At 37.4% G+C, this 17,775-nt stretch carries 14 protein-coding genes and 1 pseudogene; 14 read left to right on the forward strand and 1 reads right to left on the reverse strand.

All coding sequences use genetic code 11. The features are described 5' to 3' along the window. Positions 1 to 36 precede the first annotated feature (36 nt). The 9 genes from pstC (at position 37) to ACFILH_RS05625 (ending at position 10,387) form a co-directional block, all read left to right on the forward strand. Positions 37 to 1,497: a phosphate ABC transporter permease subunit PstC gene (gene pstC, locus ACFILH_RS05585; RefSeq protein ID WP_375667482.1), complete on the forward strand. Its 1,461-nt coding sequence runs from the start codon at positions 37 to 39 to the stop codon at positions 1,495 to 1,497. Beyond that, positions 1,494 to 2,783 carry a phosphate ABC transporter permease PstA gene (gene pstA / locus ACFILH_RS05590; RefSeq protein ID WP_375631059.1) on the forward strand — a complete coding sequence of 430 codons (1,290 nt, stop codon included), beginning with the start codon at positions 1,494 to 1,496 and terminating at the stop codon, positions 2,781 to 2,783. Before pstC ends, pstA begins: the two co-directional genes overlap by 4 nt. Before the next feature lie 51 nt (positions 2,784 to 2,834). Continuing rightward, complete coding sequence (pstB, locus tag ACFILH_RS05595) at positions 2,835 to 3,593, forward strand: phosphate ABC transporter ATP-binding protein PstB (protein WP_273790565.1); 759 nt, start codon at positions 2,835 to 2,837, stop codon at positions 3,591 to 3,593. 21 nt (positions 3,594 to 3,614) lie between these two features. Then, a complete protein-coding gene (gene phoU, locus ACFILH_RS05600; RefSeq protein WP_273790564.1) occupies positions 3,615 to 4,337 on the forward strand; it encodes a phosphate signaling complex protein PhoU in 723 nt (240 codons plus the stop codon). A gap of 548 nt (positions 4,338 to 4,885) precedes the next feature. Beyond that, a complete protein-coding gene (locus tag ACFILH_RS05605; protein WP_375631058.1) occupies positions 4,886 to 5,719 on the forward strand; it encodes a cell wall hydrolase in 834 nt (277 codons plus the stop codon). A gap of 177 nt (positions 5,720 to 5,896) precedes the next feature. Continuing rightward, positions 5,897 to 7,144, forward strand: coding sequence for an aminopeptidase (locus tag ACFILH_RS05610; protein ID WP_375667483.1), 1,248 nt, complete (start codon positions 5,897 to 5,899; stop codon positions 7,142 to 7,144). A gap of 275 nt (positions 7,145 to 7,419) precedes the next feature. Beyond that, positions 7,420 to 8,295, forward strand: a complete 876-nt coding sequence (gene mutM, locus ACFILH_RS05615) for a bifunctional DNA-formamidopyrimidine glycosylase/DNA-(apurinic or apyrimidinic site) lyase (RefSeq protein WP_375631056.1) — start codon at positions 7,420 to 7,422, stop codon at positions 8,293 to 8,295. Between the two features lie 84 nt (positions 8,296 to 8,379). Beyond that, the gene (locus ACFILH_RS05620) at positions 8,380 to 9,774 is read left to right on the forward strand and encodes a M20/M25/M40 family metallo-hydrolase (protein WP_375667485.1); all 1,395 of its coding nucleotides are present in this window, start codon (positions 8,380 to 8,382) and stop codon (positions 9,772 to 9,774) included. Continuing rightward, positions 9,767 to 10,387, forward strand: a complete 621-nt coding sequence (locus ACFILH_RS05625; protein WP_273790559.1) for a ribonuclease D — start codon at positions 9,767 to 9,769, stop codon at positions 10,385 to 10,387. Before ACFILH_RS05620 ends, ACFILH_RS05625 begins: the two co-directional genes overlap by 8 nt. A gap of 451 nt (positions 10,388 to 10,838) precedes the next feature. Here the strand turns inward: ACFILH_RS05625 and ACFILH_RS05630 are convergent, their stop codons facing one another. Next, positions 10,839 to 10,967 (reverse strand): hypothetical protein, encoded by a 129-nt coding sequence (locus tag ACFILH_RS05630; protein WP_273790558.1) that lies wholly within the window; start codon positions 10,965 to 10,967, stop codon positions 10,839 to 10,841. A gap of 518 nt (positions 10,968 to 11,485) precedes the next feature. Between ACFILH_RS05630 and ACFILH_RS05635 the strand changes: the two genes are divergently transcribed. The 5 genes and pseudogenes from ACFILH_RS05635 (at position 11,486) to ACFILH_RS05655 (ending at position 17,082) form a co-directional block, all read left to right on the forward strand. Further along, on the forward strand, positions 11,486 to 11,815 hold the full coding sequence (locus ACFILH_RS05635; protein ID WP_375660868.1) for a hypothetical protein: 330 nt from the start codon (positions 11,486 to 11,488) through the stop codon (positions 11,813 to 11,815). Between the two features lie 1,015 nt (positions 11,816 to 12,830). Further along, positions 12,831 to 13,664 carry an outer membrane protein gene (locus ACFILH_RS05640; protein ID WP_375631054.1) on the forward strand — a complete coding sequence of 278 codons (834 nt, stop codon included), beginning with the start codon at positions 12,831 to 12,833 and terminating at the stop codon, positions 13,662 to 13,664. 337 nt (positions 13,665 to 14,001) lie between these two features. Further along, positions 14,002 to 14,838, forward strand: a complete 837-nt coding sequence (locus ACFILH_RS05645) for a porin (protein ID WP_375667486.1) — start codon at positions 14,002 to 14,004, stop codon at positions 14,836 to 14,838. Between the two features lie 377 nt (positions 14,839 to 15,215). Beyond that, a pseudogene (locus tag ACFILH_RS05650) lies at positions 15,216 to 16,018 on the forward strand (outer membrane protein). Positions 16,019 to 16,200: 182 nt separating this feature from the next. After that, positions 16,201 to 17,082, forward strand: coding sequence for an outer membrane protein (locus tag ACFILH_RS05655; protein WP_375631052.1), 882 nt, complete (start codon positions 16,201 to 16,203; stop codon positions 17,080 to 17,082). Positions 17,083 to 17,775 lie beyond the last annotated feature (693 nt).

Here is a 17,775-nt window from a genome sequence, read left to right on the forward strand (position 1 = left end):
TTGGATGCTATTTTTTTATAAAAACTGAAAGATAAAATGCGCATTTCCTTTATTATTTTGTTATTATTGATTTTTGGATTTTGTGGTTTTTGTATTTCTTATATGCGAGCACGCATTCTTGAATACAGACAACATAAAATGCATTCTCGTGCGTATTATTATGGCTGGTGGACATTTTTGATTACTGTTATTCCAGCTTTTATTTTTTTAATTGTTTGGGATGCTGGGAGTACAATTTATTTAGAATATAATGCCTCTCGAGAGCTTGAGGCGTATAGTGCGCATGTAACAGAGCCTGTAAATCACGATCTACTTTGGGAGACACTTCGAAGTCTCGTCAAAAAGATTCATCGTTTTGAGGGGAATCTTTCTACCGCTTCCTATAAGGAAGTGCAGGCACAATTACTCGCGAAGGGATGGATTTTACCCGATGAAGCATCAGATGATGTGTTCAAAATAGCACAGTCGTGGGTATTTTCTTCTGAAAAGCTTAAATTTATAGGTTATGTTTTCCTTTTTGCTATTGCGTCCTTTGGTTTTATCTGTGGAATGATGCAAATTGCGCCTCATCAACGTGCGCGTAATAAGGTTGAATCTTTTATTATTATTGGATTGATTTGTGCATCTATTGTTGCTGTCTTGACAACAATAGCCATTGCGCTTTCTATGCTTTTTCAGACAGTAAGCTTTTTTCAGACTGTATCCTTTTCAAATTTCTTTTTAGGAACAGTTTGGGATCCACGTTTTTCCGCGAGCGGTTCAGGCGATGAAGTAGGACAATTTGGTTTAATACCGCTTCTTGCTGGTACGCTTTATATTGCATTTGTTGCCATGCTTTTTGCTGTACCTATAGGACTATTTTCAGCTCTTTATATGGCTGAGTATGCTTCTGCGCGATTGCGAACAATTGTGAAGCCATTGTTAGAAGTTCTTGCTGGCATTCCAACCATTGTTTATGGCTTTTTTGCTTTGAAGGTTGTGGGACCATTTTTACGAGATCTTTCTGTTTCTCTCTCAGGTGGGGTTGGTTTTATTATGGCACAAAGTGTTTTGACCGCTGGAGTTGTGATGGGAATTATGTTGATACCTTTTGTTTCCTCTTTATCGGATGATGTTATTACGGCTGTTCCACGCATTTTACGTGAAGGTTCTTATGGTTTAGGCGCAACGCAATCTGAAACAATTAAAAAAGTTGTTATACCAGCAGCACTTCCAGGGATTATGGGGGCTATTTTGTTGACGGCATCGCGTGCAATTGGAGAAACAATGATTGTGGTTTTGGCGGCAGGTGTTGCAGCAAACTTAACACTCAATCCTTTCGAAGCAATGACTACGATGACTGTTAAGATTGTTAATCAATTGACCGGTGATTTTGAGTTTAATTCTCCACAAACTCTGGTGGCTTTTGCCTTAGGGATGACGCTTTTTGTTATGACACTTTTGATGAATATTCTGGCTCTTTATATTGTGCGTAAATATCGGGAACAATATGAATGAATGAAGATTTTTTTCCTCGTCGCAATATTAGTCTCAAGCGTCGATATTGGGCTGAACGTCGTTTTCGTGCCTATGGTTTGATTGCCATTTTTATTGGTTTGTTTTTTTTATTTGCGCTTTTATGGTCTATCATTAGTCAGGGTTATACAGCTTTTTTTCAAAGTGAAATGACATTGTCGATTTATTTGGATGAAAAGATCATTGATCCAAGTGGTCAACGTAAAACAAAACCACAAGTGCTCATGACGGCGAATTATCCACTTCTTGTACGCAATGCTTTAGCGAAGAAACTTAATATCAATCAAAATGATCGAGCCTCTCTTCGGGACGTTAACCGTATGTTTTCAAATGGTGTCCGCGTTCAACTACGTGAAATGGTGACAAAGAATCCAAAATTGATTGGCACAATGCAAAAAGTTAAAGTTTTGGCATCTGCGGATATTGATTCTGCTTATAAGGGACAGATTGATCTGCGTGTAGCAGAAAAAAACCGTAAAGTTTCTAATCGACAAGTGGAATGGATAAAACGTTTAGCGCATGATGGTACGCTTCATAAAACATTTAATATTGGTTTTTTTACATTTGGCGCTTCAAGTCGTCCTGAGACTGCGGGATTAGGTGTTGCGATTATTGGTTCTCTTTATATGATAGGCATCGTTTTATTAGTTTCACTTCCAATAGGCATAGCAACGGCTCTTTATTTGGAAGAATATGCACGCAAAAATAAATTTACAGATTTTATAGAGGTTAATATCAATAATCTTGCAGCTGTTCCTTCGATTGTGTTTGGTCTTTTAGGACTCTCTTTTTTTGTTAATTTTTTAGGATTACCACGTTCAGCCTCCTTTGTTGGTGGTCTTGTTTTAGCGCTCATGACTCTTCCCACGATCATTATTGCAACACGTTCTGCTCTGCGTGCTGTTCCTCTCTCTATTCGTGCAGCAGCTTTAGGACTGGGAGCATCAAAAACACAAATGATTTTTCATCATGTTGTTCCTTTAGCAGCGCCTGGCATTTTGACAGGCACAATTATTGGAATTGCTCAGGCTTTGGGTGAAACAGCTCCTTTGCTTTTGATTGGAATGGTTGCTTTTGTTGTTAATATTCCTACGACCCCCATGGATCCAGCAACGGCTTTGCCTGTTCAAATTTTTATGTGGGCGGGGGAAGCAGAGCGTGCTTTTGTTGAAAAGACATCAGGTGCTATTATTGTATTGATGATTTTTCTTGCGATCATGAATATTTCTGCGGTTTTTTTACGACGACGATTTGAACGCCGCCAGTAATTTTAATAAAATAACAACTTTGATAAGATTTTTGTAAGGTGAATTTTTGTAATGAAGATTAAAATGCGTGGTGAGGATGTGAAGGTTTCTTATGGAGACAAAGAAGCACTCCACGGTATTACACTTGATATTCCTGAACATCAAGTAACTGCTTTGATTGGTCCATCAGGATGCGGAAAGTCGACTTTTTTGCGTTGTTTTAACCGTATGAATGATACGATTGAAGGCGCTAAAACAACCGGTCTTATTACCTTAGATGGGGAGAATATTTATGACACACGGATTGATGTTGTAGAATTGCGCGCTCGTGTTGGAATGGTTTTTCAAAAGCCCAGTCCTTTTCCAAAATCTATATTTGAGAATGTTGCGTATGGTCCACGCATTCATGGTTTAGTAAAAACGCGCTCTGAATTGCATGATGTAGTTGAAAAGAGTTTGAGGCAGGCAGGTTTGTTTGAAGAAGTAAAAGACCGTCTTCATGATCTTGGAACAAGTTTATCAGGGGGACAACAACAGCGTTTGTGTATTGCACGTGCTATTGCGGTTAGTCCTGAAGTTATTTTGATGGATGAGCCTTGTTCAGCTCTTGATCCTATTGCGACAGCACGGATTGAAGAGCTTATCGATGCATTACGGCAAAATTATACAATTGTTATCGTAACGCATTCTATGCAACAGGCTGCACGTGTTTCTCAATATACGGCTATGTTTCATTTAGGGCATTTGGTAGAAGTTGGTGCGACTGAAATGATCTTTACCTCACCAAAAGAGCAACGGACACAAGATTATATTACGGGGCGTTTTGGATAGGTGAATTGAGGAGTGTAAGATATGTCTATGAACCATACTGTCCGTTCTTATGATGCAGAACTAAAATATTTAAGAGCAAGGATTATAGAAATGGGGAGCCATGCAGAAAGGATGATTGAACGTTCTGTCGCATCGGTTGTGTGTAGTGATCTTCAACTTGCAACGACAGTGATTGCCGATGATGTATTTTTAGATGAAGCAGAACGTGACATTGATGAAAAAGCGGTTGCTATTATTTGTAAACGCCAACCGATGGCTGTCGATTTGCGTGAAATTATTGGAGCCATTCGTATTTCTTCTGATCTTGAGCGGATTGGGGATATGGCCAAAAACATTGCTAAAAGGACGGTTGCACTTTCAGAAATACGACAATCTGCTTCTGTTTATCATGGGCTTGAAACAATTACAGCTTTAGCACTCAATCAATTAAAAGAAGTCTTAAATGCTTATACGAGTCGCCTATTAGAGCGTGTTGACGCGGTGCGTGAGCGTGATGAGAAGATTGATGCTTTGTATACTTCTCTTTTTCGTGAACTTTTGACGTATATGATGGAAGATATGCGCAATATTACGGTTTGTACGCACTTACTGTTTTGTTTAAAGAATATTGAACGAATTGGTGATCATGTTACTAATATTGCTGAAATGCTGCATTATATCATAACGGGTTACCATATGTCCTCTGATCGTCCTCGCGATGACCTTACTTATAAAGTTGGAGTAGGTGAGAAGAAAATAGATTAAAATTTTTCTTATATGTATAAAATAAGTTTGTAGATATGTGAGTATTTTCTTACAGTGCAGCTATAGAAAGAATAAGATAACCGTCTTATGGAAAAGCACAAAGAAGCAACAAAGAGTTTTTTCAGAGAAGCGTGGCAGATTGCTAACTCTTGGTTTGACATATTTGTATATTAGATGATATCATCACTCGTATTGTGGCCGGAGGGGAGTTTTCTAGGGGAATTTCCTTTCAGATCATTTTGTTAAAATTTTATATTAAAGGGGATATCTGTATTATTTTTCGTATGTAGAAGAAATGGATAGCGTTATTTTACTATAATTGAAACGTATGGGTTATTATAGCCTATATTGAACCATGAATAATAACAATATTGATCTGTAAATTAAGAGTTTTTTATTTTTTATTTTGCATAGATACTTTTTGATTACCTCTTGTATTAAAATTTTGCTGAGTGGTAACAATTAGCTATGTACTTTATTGAGAGATACATTTAAAGCTCATTTCAAGACTTGAATATCTCAGAGATTATAGGAATGTGTTGCATAAGATGAAAAAAAATCGTTGGAATGTTTTTGTTACCTGTTGTGTAGCGCCGTTAGTTGTTGTGGGATGTGCTTCAAGTCATTTAGATGCTGGAAAAATAAATAATAATAAGACAAAAACGGTTACATATCCATTGACAGAGCGTCAATGTCTTATGCGAGCGATGTATTTTGAATCAAATCGCACAAGCCGTGAAGGAATGATTGCCGTTGGAACGGTTGTTATGAATCGTGTTAATTCGACCGCCTATCCTAAGACGATTTGTGGTGTTGTTGGTCAATATAGGCAATTTGCTCCTGGTGTTTTAACGCGTCCTATGACGGAGAAAGCATCTGTTGCTCGTGTAAGAGAGGCAGCTGATGCCGTTTTACGGGGTGAACGAGATAAGAAAGTTAAACACGCTAAGTTTTTTCATACCGCTGGTTTGTCTTTTCCGTATAAAAACATGCATTATGTTCAGGTTGCAGGGGGAAATGCTTTTTATGAAAAACGATCACGTGATGGGGAACTTCAAGTTCCTACAAATAATCGCCCTTATGATGTTGCTTATGCTTTTGCTCAAGAACGTTCTGGTCATGCGCCAAGCTTTATAGATGAAGGCTTAGAGAGTAGGGGCGTAAAGGCAGAGAAAAGTACATCTCCTTCGACAGAAGTAGCACAGTCCAAGATGGCACATCCTGCGCCTTTTGCTATGGTACAGCTTGATAAAGTTCCTATCCCTGCCTATGCACCTCAACATCTAGCTAGGAAAGAGGAAAATAAAACGATTATGGCTTTACCTTCATCTGATCAGTTAAATGCAATTGTTGCAATGTTAGAAAAACGACACAGGAACTAGTAAGTTTTTCATGACCAAAGAAGGATGATATACCCATTGTGGTTTATGAATTAAGTGAATTTTAGCGATAATGATATGCATAAGTATACGTAGAGAAAGTGAACTCAAAGGATCTGAAAAACAATTTATAATATGACGACATAAAGAGCGCATTTTATTTAGAGAAGGGTATTGGTAATGTACTTTGATATTCATGAGACAATTTTGCCTGAAATGCTTAATCGTCTTGCAGAAATTACAGTGAAAGTGGGGTTGAATTTACAAGAGGGGCAAGATCTTGTTTTAACTGCTCCAGTTTCAGCGTTACCTTTTGTTCGGCGTATTGCATATCATGCTTATAAGGTTGGTGCTGGTGTCATTGCACCAATTTTTAGTGATGATATATTATCGCTTACACGGTTTGAAAATGCCCATACAGCTAGTTTTGATTGTGCTCCTTCTTGGCTTTATGAGGGAATGGCAAAGGCTTTTGAAAATGGGGCAGCGCGTTTAGCGATTGTTGGGGATAATCCTTTGCTCCTTTCTAATCAGGATTTTGATAAGGTTTCACGTTTAAATAAAGCCACTTCAATAGCTTATCAGCCGGCACTCAAGCAAATATCAAATTTTGCTATGAATTGGTCGATTGTTGCTTATCCAACAGCAGGGTGGGCTGAGGCGATGTTTCCTTCTTTATCGCTTAATGAGGCGATTAAAAAATTAGCGGATGCAATTTTTTCTGCTTCACGTGTTACAGAAGAAGATCCGGTACAGGCGTGGACTGTCCATAATGCACATTTGAAGAAACGATCATCTTGGCTTAATGAGCAGCGTTTTTCTGCCTTACACTTTACAGGGCCAGGGACTGATTTGACGGTTGGTTTGGCAGATGATCATGAATGGCATGGTGGTGCATCCGTTGCTCAAAATGGTGTTATTTGCAATCCGAATATTCCGACAGAAGAAGTTTTCACGACTCCTCATGCTCATAAGGTTGAAGGTTTCGTTCGCTCAACAAAGCCCCTTTCCTATCAAGGAACTCTGGTTGATAATATTGAAGTACGTTTTGACGCAGGGCGTATTGTTGAGGCTCGTGCATCAACAGGCCAAGAAGTTTTACAGCAGGTTTTGCAAAGTGATGAGGGTGCAAGCCGGTTGGGTGAAGTTGCCCTTGTGCCCCATTCTTCACCAATTTCTAAGAGTGGCCTCCTTTTTTATAATACCTTATTTGATGAAAATGCTGCATGTCATATTGCTTTAGGGCAGTGTTATTCCAAATGCTTTTTAGATGGGGCATCATTGACGTCAGAAGAGATTGCAGCACGTGGTGGGAATAAAAGTGTCATTCATATTGACTGGATGATTGGTTCTGGTGAAATTGATATAGATGGCATTACCCAAGATGGTGTAAGAGTTCCTGTATTTCGTAAGGGTGAATGGGCTTAATTTTGTTACCATAAAACACGGTCATTTGAGGTGGGGTGGGATGTAAGCCTCATTGATACGTTAAGTATTTTAGAGTGTGTGGTATATATTCAAGGCAGGGTTTGTCCATAAAGCCTTTAGTTAAATGATTCACATGAGTAGGAATCCAAGTAAAATCCACTCATCAAGAATTTGTTTAGTAGATGTAGAGGAAGTCTTCGTTCTTTGAGGGGGGTGGGAAGAAGTCAATTTATCAGAGATACGATTGGAAAGTGTATAATTATTAAAGAAGAGTAATGCCTGAGCTTCCTGAAGTAGAGACAGTTCGTCGTGGACTTGAGTCCGTTGTAACTGATGCAAAGATAGTATCTGTCAAACTTAATCGTAGAGATTTGCGCTTTCCTTTTCCTGAGGCTTTTTCTGAGCGCCTTATTGGCAGAACAATTATAGAACTTGGTCGGCGTGCAAAATATTTATTATTTCATCTTTCTCAGAATGAAACGATTTTAAGCCATTTAGGAATGTCTGGTTCATGGCGTATAGAGAATGATCTTTTAAGAACAGTTTTTTCAACGACAAGTAAATTGGTTAAGCATGATCATTTTGTCATGGATATTCAGACAAAGAATGGTGAAGTTTATCATCTTATTTATAATGATGTGCGTCGCTTTGGGTTTATGCTTTTAGTCGATACGGATAAGCTTTATGAACATCCACTTTTAAATAAGCTAGGTCTTGAACCTATGAGTAATTCGTTTTCTGGTCGTTATTTACAAAAGGCTTTTGTTAATAAAAAAATGTCTCTCAAGGGTGTTTTACTTGATCAGTCTATTGTTGCAGGTCTTGGGAATATTTATGTTTGCGAAGCACTTTGGCGGAGTCGTTTGTCTCCACAACGTGGTGCATTTACATTGGCATCACAAACGGCACGGGCACGTGAATTTGCAGATTCTTTAGCACAAAATATACGCAATGTGATTTCTGAAGCCATTTTGTCTGGTGGCTCTTCTTTACGTGATTATATGCATATAGATGGTTCACTTGGTTATTTTCAGCATGCTTTTTCAGTTTATGGACGAGAAGGCAAGCAATGTTTGGAATGTGGAGCGCCTATTATGCGCATTTTACAGGCTGGACGTTCAAGTTTTTACTGCTCACAATGTCAAAAATGAATAAGGCGTCTTGCAAAATCTTACAAGAGGCTTAAAGTCATCGTATCTATAATATAATTACACAAGGCTTGAAAGGTTTTTTTTATGCTGAATAAAGTACTAACACATCTTGATGGAAATATAGAGAAGAGCCTTGAACGCCTTTTTTCTCTTTTACGTTTTCAATCGATTTCTACAGACTCGGCTTACAAGGATGCATGTCGTAAAGCAGCTGATTGGTTAGTAGAGGATTTAAAAAGCATCGGTTTTGAGGCTTCACGCCGTGATACACCGGGGAATCCAATGGTTGTTGGGCATCATCCTGGACCTTCAGATGATTGTTTGCATGTGTTGTTTTACGGACATTATGATGTTCAACCTGTTGATCCATTGAGTTTATGGGAGGATGATCCATTTACACCTTCTTTAAAAGAGAGAGATGGAGAGAAAGTTATTTGTGCTCGTGGAGCTTCAGATGACAAAGGTCAGTTGATGACTTTTATTGAAGCATGTCGTGCATTTAAGAAAGAAACAGGGCAGCTTCCTATTAAAGTTACTATTTTATGTGAAGGCGAGGAAGAGAGTGCTTCTCCTTCCCTTATTCCTTTTTTAAAAGCAAATACAGATGAACTTAAGGCAGATTATGCATTGGTTTGTGACACGTCAATGTGGGATGCGAATACTCCATCTATTGCTCTTTCTCTTCGGGGAATTATGGCAGAAGAGATTATTATCACAGCAGCTAATCGTGATTTGCATTCTGGTTATTTTGGAGGAGTAGCAGCTAATCCCATTCGTATTTTAACGAAAATCTTAGCAGGACTTCACGATGAAAATAATAGGGCAACACTTCCTGGCTTTTATGATGGAGTAGAAGAAACACCTCCACATATTTTACAATCATGGAATGCGCTTAATTGTACTGCTGAAAATTTTCTTGGTCCTATAGGACTTTCCGTTCCAGCTGGTGAAAAAGGGCGGAGCATTTTAGAGCTTGTATGGGCACGTCCTACCATGGAAATTAATGGTATTAGTGGCGGCTATGAAGGGGAAGGGATGAAAACGGTTATTGCTTCTCAAGCGAGTGCAAAAGTATCGTGTCGTTTGGTGCATAAGCAAGATCCAGAGAAAATACGCCAAGCGTTGCGTGATTATGTACGTAGCTCAATTCCTGCTGATTGTAAGGTTGAATTTAAGAATCACGGTTCTTCTCCGGCACTTCAGATTTCTGATGATTCATCTTTTATCAAGGAGGCGAAGGATGCCTTATCACAAGAGTGGGAAGTGCCTGCTGTCTTGACAGCCATGGGGGGCTCGATCCCAATTGTAGCAGATTTTCGGTCAATTCTTGGCATGGAAACTCTTTTGGTTGGTTTTGGACTGGCTGATGACCGTATTCATTCGCCTAATGAAAAGTATAATTTAAAATCATTTCATAAGGGGCAGCGGTCTTGGGCGCGTATTCTTGCAGCTTTAGCAAATAGGAGGGTAAATGGCTGAGATTCGTGTTCATCAAGGTGATTTACCAAACTTAGATAATTATCAAACTGATGCTGTTGCGATTGATACCGAAACTTTAGGATTACAACCCCATCGTGATCGTTTATGCGTTGTTCAGCTTTCTTCTGGAGATGGTACTGCCGATATTATACAGATTGCTAAAGGACAAAAGAATGCACCTAATTTGGTCAAGCTTCTTAAAGATAAAGCAGTCGTAAAAATATTCCATTTTGGGCGTTTTGATCTTGCTATTTTAGCACATACATTTGGTGTTATGCCAGAGGCTATTTTTTGTACAAAGATTGCTTCGAAACTCACGCGTACTTACACGGATCGTCATGGCTTGAAAGAAATTTGTAATGAATTGCTGAATGTGAATATTTCTAAACAGCAACAATCTTCGGATTGGGCGGCAGAAACGTTATCACAGGCGCAAATTGAATATGCTGCGTCGGATGTGTTATATTTGCATCGTTTAAAGGTTATATTTGAAGAACGTTTAAGACGTGAAGAGCGAGAAAATGTTGCCAAGGCATGCTTTCAATTTTTGCCTATGAGAGCTAGGCTTGATCTTTTAGGATGGGCGGAAGTTGATATTTTTGCGCATAGCTAACTTTAAAATTGGCTTTTTAATGGAGTTAATTATTGATGTGAGAGGACAAAATGCTTGTACATTATGGACATTTTATCCTCTCATCTTTTCTGATAAGAATTATAATAAATTCTTAAGTGCTATTTCATTTGAAGTTTAGGTAATAAAAGTACTTTTGCGAATTCATATTTTTTATTTTTGTAACAGCTTTTATTTGAAACAAAGCAATTTTGAGGAGAGGCTGAAAACATACGGTAGGTTGGAAGACTTAAATCTCTGCAACCGGTATACAGCCTAATTGGGGGAGAATATGAATGTGTAAATGTAAAAAACAAATCTCATCTTTACCATCATTTTTAATTCGGCTTTACGACTCTCACAAGTATTTAAAGCAATGTCTGTTAAATAATAGAGATTACGCATTGCCTCATGTTTTTAATGGATTTACGTTCTTCGTGTAAAACAGAACGCCCTAAACGGAATATATTTGTGTTGCTAATTCATGTGCTTTTTTAAAGAAACCGGCACCCAAATCCATTTTACGGCGGCGCTTATGAATGGTATAACGATAAAGCCCCCAAAAATATGATATAAAATTCATTGAGCACTCTCATTTTTACGCTTACGGAGTAACAAGCTGCTACCATCACACCACTTTGCCAACTCCCAATGTTGTGTAGCCCTTGGTACGGTTCATAAGAGACATTTTTAGTCTTTTTAGTGTTTTTTATCCACACAGCTTTCCCCACTTATAACGTGCAAACAAATGGTTTTGATTGATTCAACATGAAAAAGATTTTGAATGAGAGAATCTTATGATATTTAGGGTTCTCAGTCAATATGAATAACGCTAAATTATCATTATAAATCAGTATATTATATGAAGTTCGTATAGTTTATTATTTTCAGACGATACTTTGTGCCTTTATTTATTACTCAATAAGTAATTTCTATGTTGGCAGAGCAGGGCAATTTGCTTTTATTTTAAAAGCAAAATGCTCCAAAGCTTTATTTTTAAGGATTTTCACTTTTTATCTATAAACATATTATTTTTCTCTAGAAATTTGCAATGAAGGTACTAGATAAAATCCATTATGAATATTTGATGAGGTTAAATTTATGAATATAAAATATTTTATTACAGCTTTTGCTACTTTTGCTTCAATCTCTATGGCTCAAGGTGCAAGTTTTTTAGCGTCTCAAAACCTTATACAGAGAGCATCTTCGGCTGTTCCTCCAATAGGTCTTTTTTCTGCTGAACAGCTTCGCAAGTTATTATCTGAAGTTTTTCAGATAGAACTTTCTTGCACAAATAACAGCGAATGCATAACAGCAGCTAAGTTAGTACCTGTGTTACATTCTGGTAAAAAAAGAGATCATTATCCTAAAAGAAGACCAGGGAAAAGAGGACGGCCAAACCCATTTGCACGAGGTCCAATGAGTTTTTAAAAAGTGAAAAAACAACATCAAGAAGTATAATATATGCTTTGAAGTTGAAAAAGAGGGATATTTTTTCTGCCAAATTCATGATTTTTAAAGCAAGGGGTGGTTTGAAAACTTTAAGAAAGATTTCTCATTTTTTCAGCTTTAAGGAGATTTCTATATAAGTTTTAATGTTTATCATACCGGTTGTTTGTCTTTAGGTATTTTTTTCAATTTCGTCTTGTAAAGGAGTATGAAATGATAGCCTACAAATAAGGCTGAAGCTCTGAAAAAGACTTTACTATAAGGTTGAGAGAAGAAAAAAATGGTAAGTATGTCAAAAAGGAATAAATGCCTAAATTAAAAACAAAGAGCAAATGTAATGAAATTGCATGTAATCTTGTTGCAGTTCATAGGGTAGTGGAGATCTTGTTCTGTCGGGTACAAGCATTCTTTACAGTGATGAAAAAATAATCAAAGAGCTATTCACATTTGGTTATGCGAAGGATGAAGCTAAAAACGTTGTTTGTATGAATTTAAATGGAACAGTTACATTTAGCTGCTCTCAATATTGTAACGGTCTTCACTATTACAATATTGAGAGTATTAATAGGAAGCATTTTAGCTTTTAAATAGTTTTATTTATTCACACACTTGCTCGTTTGTGAGGTGCAGGGGGGCTTTAATAAAAAAGGCTTAAGATTAAGAGCATCTTCAATATTGCAGACGAATTAATATAAAAGATATTTTTTCATTATAAATCAATACGTTATATTTTTATGTCAATAGCACACGCTTTACACGGAGGGTACTGTGGCGCAGTTTTTTATCAAAATGATAAAGGAGAGAAAACGTGAGGAAAAGAGATCATTTGTGCATAGGCATAGTTTAATTCTCATTTATTACAGATCAAGCAATTAAGGGTACTTTGATTGGCTTTTTGTTTTTTTTATAAGTGTATCATTTTTGCTACAGATATCTGAAGATGGGGCTCTATATGAAATGGTGTGTTCAAATAAATATTCAGCTATGGAGAGAAAATATGAATATGAAATGGTTAATAACAGCTTCTGCTTTCGCTTTTGTTTCAGCTTCAGCAGCTCAAGCAGCAGATGTTATTGTTCCCCCCAGTCCAACACCTGTTGCTCCTGTTATTGTTGCTCCAACTTTTTCTTGGACAGGTTTTTATGTTGGGGGGCAGATTGGTGGTTTTTCGGGTAAGACGAAAATGGATATTCTCAGTAACGGAAAAAAGATTCCAGCACCTGATGACCTTTTGCCTAAACTATCTGGTTTCATGGGTGGTTTTTACGCAGGTTCCAACGTTGATCTCGGCAATGGCCTTATTTTAGGTGTTGATACAGATATCATGTGGTCTAATAAAGATGACACGAAGACAGGAAAAACATATGTTATTCTTCCAGATCACATAAATTATATTAAGAAGATATTAACAGAATCTGGAATTAATATTGGTAAAGATGCGCTTGTACCTGGTGATAAACGAACCCACAGTTTCACTTTTAAAGAAAAGTGGGCTGGTGCGACACGTGTACGTATTGGTTTTGCAGCTGAACGCATTATGCCTTATGTTGCTGGTGGTATCGCCTATACACAGCTTCAAGATAGTGCATTGATTTCAATAACAGGGAAAGATTCAGATAAAGTAATAGCTTCTGGTACTCTGTCTGATGAAACAAAGACCCTTGTTGGTTACACGCTTGGTGCTGGTGTTGATTTAGCCATGACCAATAACGTTATTGTCCGTGCGGAATATCGTTACTCAGATTTTGGTAAAAAGAAATTCTCAAATGATAAATATGAGACATCTTACAAAACCAATGACTTCCGTGTTGGTGTTGCTTACAAATTTTAAAAGATGGTAAGTAAAATAACAGAGGCTCTGTCAAAGATAGAGCCTTTGTTATTCTTTGTTGCTATATTATCACACAATACATAATTTATTGTGGATGTGAAAAGATATTATTCAGATTTTCTTAAAAAAATTCATAGACAACAAACAAGAATTACATTTAAAAATCAATAATATATATATATATATATATCTTTAGGTTTCTCGTACAAAATCAAGTTATGAAGCAATTTTGTCTGGGATGTGCCCTCCATTTTCTGTGACTGTATCATTTTTACTACAGCTTTTCTTTCTGTAATCTTGTAGCACTGTGCTCATAAATAAATTAGGAGCAAAGTTTATGAATATAAAATCTTTAGTAACAACTTCTGTTATCGCTATAGCAGCAGCTTCTGCAGCACAAGCTGCTGATGTTGTCATCCCTCATGAAACAGCCCCAGCAGTCATCGCAGCAGCCCCTTCATTTTCTTGGACAGGCTTTTATATCGGTGGTCAAGTTGGTAACTTTTCAGGTAAAGTTGATGTAGTTGATTCAGAAACAAAAAAGAAAATTACAGATAAAGACTGGACACCTAAGCCTTCCGGTTTCATGGGTGGTATTTATGTAGGTTCCAACGTGGATCTTGGAAATGGCCTCATTCTAGGTGTTGAAACCGATGCCGTCTGGGCTGACCGCGAAGATTCAAAAGCGCATTCAGCAGTCATTGGAGCAATTGGCCTTGAGGGTTTCAAAGATAAGCTTATAGCAGCGAAAGCTACACCTGCTCCAGGAAAAAATATTGCTGGTATCGTGGCGACTGACAAACGTGTAGATAGCACCTCTATAAAAGAAAAATGGTCTGGTGCTACACGCGTTCGTGTTGGTTTTGCAGCCGTTGATCGCATTATGCCTTATGTTGCTGGTGGTATTGCTTATACGCAGCTCCAGATAGTCGATTCTCTTAAGGCGGAAGGAGCTGATGGTGCTGAAATCGCTTCTGCTAAAGTGTTTGATGAAACGAAAACGATGGTTGGTTTCACTGTAGGTGGTGGTATTGACTTTGCAATGACAGACAATGTTCTATTGCGTGCAGAATACCGTTACTCAGACTATGGTAAAAAAGCATTTGTAAAGGACGGGGATAAATACGCTTACAAAACCAATGATTTCCGTGTTGGTGTTGCATACAAATTCTAATTTCATCAACAACGAAATAAACTTCCAAGAGGCTCTGTCAAAGACAGGGCCTCTATTCTTTTCTGTTGTTATATTATCACATACCCTATATTTATTAGGGGAGTAAAAGATATTATTTAGATTTTCTTAAAAAGATTTTTATAAACGACAGGCAATAATTACGCGGTAAAATCAATGAATTATACGTATTCATAACTTACAATTTCTTGTGAAACGTGAAGTTATGAAATGACTTTATCTTGCGTCAGCTTTCGTTTCCTATGATTGTATCATTTTACTACAGCGTTTTTTTGTAGTCGTATAATACTGTGCTCGTAAATAAATGAGGAGCAAAGTTTACGAATATAAAATCTTCAGTAACAACGTTTGTTATCGCTATGACTACAGCTTCTGCGGCACAAGCTGCTGATATTGTCATTCCTCGTAAAAAAAGCTCCAACAGTTATCATAGCTCTTTCGTTTTTTTAGACAGGTTTTTATCTTGGTGGTCAAGTTGGCAACTTTTCAAGTCAAAGTTTATGTATTTGATTTAGAGACAAAAGAAAAAAACTTCAGATAAAGATGCACTACCTAAGCCTTCAGGTTTCATAGGTGGTATTTATTTTAGGTTCCAACGTATATCTTTGAAATGTCCTCATTCTAAATGTTGAAACCGATGCAGTCTGGGCAGACTGAGGAGAGACGAAGACGGTCTCAAAGATTCTTGCGATTGATGAATTTGATGATTTTAATGATGAATTTAAAGATGCTGGTGTCACATTGGATGAAAATGAAAAGTTTCAAAAGGGTGACACAGCAGTGTATTGCATTGGTTTCAAAGAAAATGGTCTGGTGCAACACGGGTTCGTGTTGGTTTTTCCGTCGCTGACAGTATTATGCCTTATGTGGCTGATGGTATTGCTTATGCGCAAATACAGGGTGTTGGTAAAGTTTCAGGAACAAACAAAATTGGCAAATGGGTAAGCCAAGTAAAGAAGTTTCTGCTACAGTATTTGATAAAATAAAAACGATGGAGGGTTTCACCCTTGGTGGTGGTATAGATTTCGCGATGACAGATCATGTTCTGCTTCGTGCGGAGTACCGTTACTCAGACTTTGGTAAGAAGGAATATAAAAAGTATTACCTTAAACTAGGCTACACAACCAATGACTTTCACGTAGGTATCGCTTACAAGTTCTAATTTCATCAAAAGTGCAATTATGAATAAAAAGTATTAATAAAAAATTAAATTTCCAAAAGATATTGACTTTTACAAAAGCGCTGTTTTCTGGGCTTTTATTTGTACGACTGTGACATTTTTACTACAGCTTTTCTATTTATAATCTTGTAAGGTCGTTTTGTAGTTAATTTAGGAGCAAAATTATGAATACAAAATCTTTAATAGCAACTTCTATTGCCGCTTTAATTTCAGCTTCTGCAGCACAAGCTGCTGACGTGGTGATCCCTCGTGAAACAGCCCCAGCAGTTATCGCGGCAGCCCCTTCGTTTTCTTGGACAGGCTTTTATCTTGGTGGTCAAGTTGGTAACTTTTCGAGTAAAACTAAAGTAACTATTCCAGGAGAAGATAAAGAACTTGTCAAAAAAGATAACACACCTAGTCCTTCTGGTTTCATGGGTGGGATTTATGCCGGATCTAACGTAGACCTTGGAAATGGTCTCATTCTCGGTGTTGAAACCGATGCAGTTTGGGCAGACCGTGAAGAATCAAAAACAGCCCGTGAATTGACTCTTACTAAAGAAGATGTGGCATTTTTTAATAATGCCCTTGAAAAAGCTAAGGTTGAATTAAAAGATCAGCAACGGTTTGAAATAGGTGACAAGGTAACGGAAAAGCACAGTTACAAAGAAAAATGGTCTGGTGCTACACGCGTTCGTATCGGTTTTGCTGCTGTTGACCGTATTATGCCTTATGTTGCTGGTGGTATTGCCTATGCGCAGGTACAGGGTATTCAATCAGTTACAGGAAAAGGAGAGAGAGTTAAAGTTGAACAGAAAGCTGATGTGGTTGAAAACCCATCAATTAAGCAAAATGTAGATTTGACTGGTGGTACTTGGGCTGATGACACGAAGACAATGGTTGGTTTCACTATTGGCGGCGGTGTTGACTTTGCAATGACCGACAACGTTCTTTTACGTGCAGAATACCGTTACTCCGATTTTGGTAAAAAGAAATTCGCCAACGATACACGTGAATTCAACTACAAAACCAATGACTTCCGTGTAGGTGTCGCTTACAAATTCTAATTTCGTAAAAATGAAATTATTAGCACAAAAAATACTAAGGCCTCGTTTAACGGGGCCTTTATTTTATTAGCTCTCTATTTTATTTCTCTTAATCTCTTTTATTTTTTATTGGTATCATTTTGTATTATAAGGCTTAAAAAAGTTTTATATTATAAAAGGCGAATTAGTAGTATGCAGCGATTTTATAACTACTTATTACATAAAATCTTATATTACGGCTATCATTTTACACTTAAGTGAAAAGTATTTAATTAATCTCAGAAATAGGACAATATCATAACCAGTGGCGAACTTTAGTCTACTTTTATATACTAGATTAGAGCGAGCATACTACATATATCTGTTAGAGTAAGTTCTGAAACGGGAATACAGCCTCATTGGGGAAGAATATAAAGTTACAAAGAGAAAAACTAGTTTCCAACTTTATCATCTTCTTTTAATTTAGCTTTACGTTTTTGTTTATTGCATTTCTTAATGGGATCATACTCCTCATGCAAAACAGAACGCCCTAAACGGAATACACTTGTTGTTGTGTATTCACACATTTGTTTTAAATAAATATTTTTCAAAGTACATCAAGCCCACTTCTCTCTGGAAAAGATTTGAATATTTTAGGCTCTGATGTTCAAGCAACGGATAAACTTCTCTTGCAAGCTGAGAGCAATGTTTCGATTGATGCCACACGCAACAGTG

This window comes from Bartonella sp. CL435QHHD (genome assembly GCF_042195095.1).
Lineage (GTDB): Bacteria > Pseudomonadota > Alphaproteobacteria > Rhizobiales > Rhizobiaceae > Bartonella.